The sequence below is a fragment of the Mesorhizobium sp. M4A.F.Ca.ET.050.02.1.1 genome, from assembly GCF_003997725.1.
In the GTDB taxonomy this organism is placed as follows: Bacteria; Pseudomonadota; Alphaproteobacteria; order Rhizobiales; family Rhizobiaceae; genus Mesorhizobium.
Map to the genome: position 1 here is coordinate 1 of NZ_RZSG01000810.1, position 2,602 is coordinate 2,602.

The 2,602-nt window shown below is 64.4% G+C and carries 4 protein-coding genes; all 4 read left to right on the top strand.

Features of this window, described 5'->3' with window-relative positions; genetic code table 11:
- Window positions 1-20 precede the first annotated feature (20 nt).
- From pcaD to pcaG, 4 genes are read left to right on the top strand one after another with little or no spacing between them, the layout of a single operon-like run.
- Window positions 21-830 carry a 3-oxoadipate enol-lactonase gene (pcaD, locus tag EOA33_RS31515; RefSeq protein WP_126058988.1) on the top strand — a complete coding sequence of 270 codons (810 nt, stop codon included), beginning with the start codon at window positions 21-23 and terminating at the stop codon, window positions 828-830.
- Window positions 823-1,227: a 4-carboxymuconolactone decarboxylase gene (pcaC, locus tag EOA33_RS31520; protein WP_126058989.1), complete on the top strand. Its 405-nt coding sequence runs from the start codon at window positions 823-825 to the stop codon at window positions 1,225-1,227. Before pcaD ends, pcaC begins: the two co-directional genes overlap by 8 nt.
- Window positions 1,214-1,972 (top strand): protocatechuate 3,4-dioxygenase subunit beta, encoded by a 759-nt coding sequence (gene pcaH / locus EOA33_RS31525; RefSeq protein WP_126058990.1) that lies wholly within the window; start codon window positions 1,214-1,216, stop codon window positions 1,970-1,972. The genes pcaC and pcaH overlap by 14 nt, the downstream gene beginning before the upstream one ends.
- Complete coding sequence (pcaG, locus tag EOA33_RS31530; protein WP_127407402.1) at window positions 1,972-2,586, top strand: protocatechuate 3,4-dioxygenase subunit alpha; 615 nt, start codon at window positions 1,972-1,974, stop codon at window positions 2,584-2,586. Before pcaH ends, pcaG begins: the two co-directional genes overlap by 1 nt.
- The last annotated feature ends 16 nt before the right edge of the window (window positions 2,587-2,602 follow it).

The window sequence follows — 2,602 nt, forward strand, 5'->3', positions numbered from 1 at the left end:
AACATCGGAGGATCGAAATCGTGCCATTCGTCAGCATTGGCGGCGTTACGCTGCACCACCGCTACAGGCCGGGGACTGGCAATGCGTGCCCGATCATATTCATGAATTCGCTGGGGACCGACTTCCGGATCTGGGACGAAATTGTCTCGCTGCTCGGCGATGAAATGCCGACGCTCGTCTATGACAAGCGCGGGCACGGGCTGTCCGACATCGGCGGCGTCAGCTCGATCGACGATCATGTCGATGACCTCTGCGGCCTCGTCGATCACTTCGGCCTGGCCAAGGTCGTGCTGTGCGGCCTGTCGGTCGGCGGCCTGATCGCGCAGGGGTTCTATGCGCGGCGCCCCGAAAGCGTTGAGGCCCTCATCCTAAGCGACACGGCGCACAAGATCGGCACGGCCGACAGCTGGAACACACGCATCGCGACGGTCGAAAGCAAAGGCATCCAGGAGATTGCCGACGCCGTGCTCAAGCTGTGGTTCACCCCTGCCTTCCACGCGGAGCGTTCCACCGATCTCGACGGCTGCTGGAACATGCTGACCAGGCAGCCGCTCGCCGGCTATATCGGCACCTGCGCCGCCGTTCGCGATGCTGACTTCACCGAGGCCGCGCCCCGCATCGCGGTGCCCACGCTCTGCATCGTCGGTGACCAGGACGGCTCGACGCCGCCCGATCTCGTGCGCTCGCTTGCCGATCTCATCCCTGGTGCGCGCTTCGAGGTGATCCGCAATGCCGGCCACATTCCCTGCGTCGAGCAGCCCGGGCCGTTTACCGGGCTGATCCGCGATTTCATCGCATCGCTTCCCAGCGGAAAGCAAATCCATGGATGACATTTCCAAGAACACAACCCGATACCGGACCGGACTTGAGGTCCGGCGATCCGTGCTCGGCGATTCCCATGTCGACCGGGCCGAGGATGCGGCCACCGATTTCGACCGGCCGTTTCAGCACCTGATCACCGAAGCCGCGTGGGGAACGGTGTGGGCGCGGCCGGGCTGGTCGAAGCGCGAGCGCTCGATCGTGACGCTGGCGCTGCTTGCGGCACTCGGCCATGACGAGGAGGTGGCCATGCATGTGCGCGCCACCGCCAACACCGGCGCATCGCGCGACGATATCTGCGAGGCTTTCCTGCATGTCGCGATCTATGCCGGCGTACCGGCCGCAAACCGCGCCTTCAGGATCGCCAAGGAGGTGTTCGCGCAGATGGACGAGAATGCCCATGCCTGAGTCGGGCTCCAACCGGGCGCCGGAGACCGGCGCCTTCTTCCAGCGCGATCGCCTTTGGCATCCGCCGGCTTTCACGCCGGGCTACAAGAGTTCGGTGCTGCGCTCGCCGCAAAAGGCACTGCTTTCCTTCGACAACACGCTGTCCGAACTCACCGGCCCGGTGTTCGGGCACGCCATGCTCGGCGAGTACGACAACGACCTGATTCACAATTTCGCCCAGCCAGGCGAGAGCGCCATCGGCGAGCGCATCATCGTGCATGGGCGGGTGCTCGACGAACGGGGCAAGGGTGTGCCGGGCGTGCTGCTCGAATTCTGGCAGGCGAATGCCGGCGGCCGCTACCGCCACAAGAAGGACAGCTATCTGGCGCCGCTCGATCCGAATTTTGGCGGCTGCGGCCGCACCATCACCGGCGACGACGGCGGCTACGCCTTTCGCACCGTCAGGCCGGGACCCTATCCGTGGCCGAACGGTCCGAACGACTGGCGTCCTGCCCATATCCATTTTTCGGTGTTCGGCCAGGGTTTCGCGCAGCGGCTGATCACCCAGATGTATTTCGAAGGCGATCCGCTGATCTGGCGCTGCCCGATCGTCGGCGGCATTTCCGACAAGGCAGCCATCGAAGCGCTGATTGCTACCCTCGACATGCAGTCGACGATCCCGATGGACGCGCTCGCCTACAAGTTCGATATCGTGCTGCGCGGACGTCGCTCGACGCTGTTCGAGAACAGGCCGGAGGGCAATTGATGGCGCAATCGCTCGACCGGCTGAAGGAAAGCCCTTCGCAGACCGCGGGACCCTACGTTCATATCGGGCTGACGCCGAATTTCTGCGGCATCGGCGGCGTCTATGAAAGCGACCTCGGCTCGACCATGGTCAATGGTGAGACCAGGGGCGAGCGCATCGAGCTGCGTATCCGCGTTTTCGACGGTGCCGGCGCGCCGCTCAAGGACGCGCTGATCGAGATCTGGCAGGCCGATGCCAACGGTTTCTACAATTCGCCGGCCGAATTGCGCGGCGCTGCCGATCCGAGCTTTTCGGGATGGGGCCGGAAGCCGACCGACATGGAAACGGGCGTCTGCCTGTTCCAGACGATCAAGCCCGGCCGCGTGCCGTTCCGCGACGGGCGGCTGATGGCGCCGCACATTACGCTGTGGATCGTGGCGCGCGGCATCAATATCGGCCTCCATACCCGGCTCTATTTCTCGGACGAGGAAAAGGCCAATGCCGAGGACCCGATCCTTGCCCGCATCGAGCATCGCCTGCGCGTTCCGACGCTGATCGCCAAGCGCCAGGGCGACACCTACGTCTTCGATGTCCACCTGCAGGGCGAGAAGGAGACGGTCTTCTTCGACAGCTGACCGACCGGAACATGAC